The sequence below is a fragment of the Mesorhizobium sp. M7A.F.Ca.CA.002.09.1.1 genome (genome assembly GCF_003998555.1).
Taxonomy (GTDB): Bacteria; Pseudomonadota; Alphaproteobacteria; order Rhizobiales; family Rhizobiaceae; genus Mesorhizobium; species Mesorhizobium ciceri.
Map to the genome: position 1 here is coordinate 1 of NZ_RZRR01001645.1, position 406 is coordinate 406.

1 protein-coding gene is annotated in these 406 nt (G+C 64.8%); it reads right to left on the bottom strand.

Annotated elements, in window-relative coordinates; genetic code table 11:
- On the bottom strand, positions 1–406 hold a 406-nt coding region (locus tag EN994_RS35135), incomplete at both ends, for a CoA transferase (protein ID WP_206530600.1).

Here is a 406-nt window from a genome sequence, read left to right on the forward strand (position 1 = left end):
ACATCGCTGCCAACAAGCAGGAGCAGTTCGTGGCGCTGTGCCGGCCGATCAGCCGGCACAGCGCCACGAACTGCTCCTGCTTGTTGGCAGCGATGTTGATGAGCCCGTCGCCGGTGCGAAACGCACCGGAGGGTGCCGCCGTCATGTTCTCGTTGCCCATCGGCATGGGGTCGATACCTGCGGTCAGATAGTTGGAAACCGGCCAGCCAAGTGCGGAAAGTGTGCATTCGAGCATCGAAACGTCGAGAAAGGCACCCTCGCCGCTCGTCTTCTGCCGCACCAGCGCCGAGGCGATGGCGAACGCGCCGACCAGTCCGCCAAGCGTATCGGCGACGGGATAGCCGACCCGCAGCGGCGCCGCTTCCGGTGTGCCGGTGATGCTCATGATCCCAGACAGGCCCTGGAT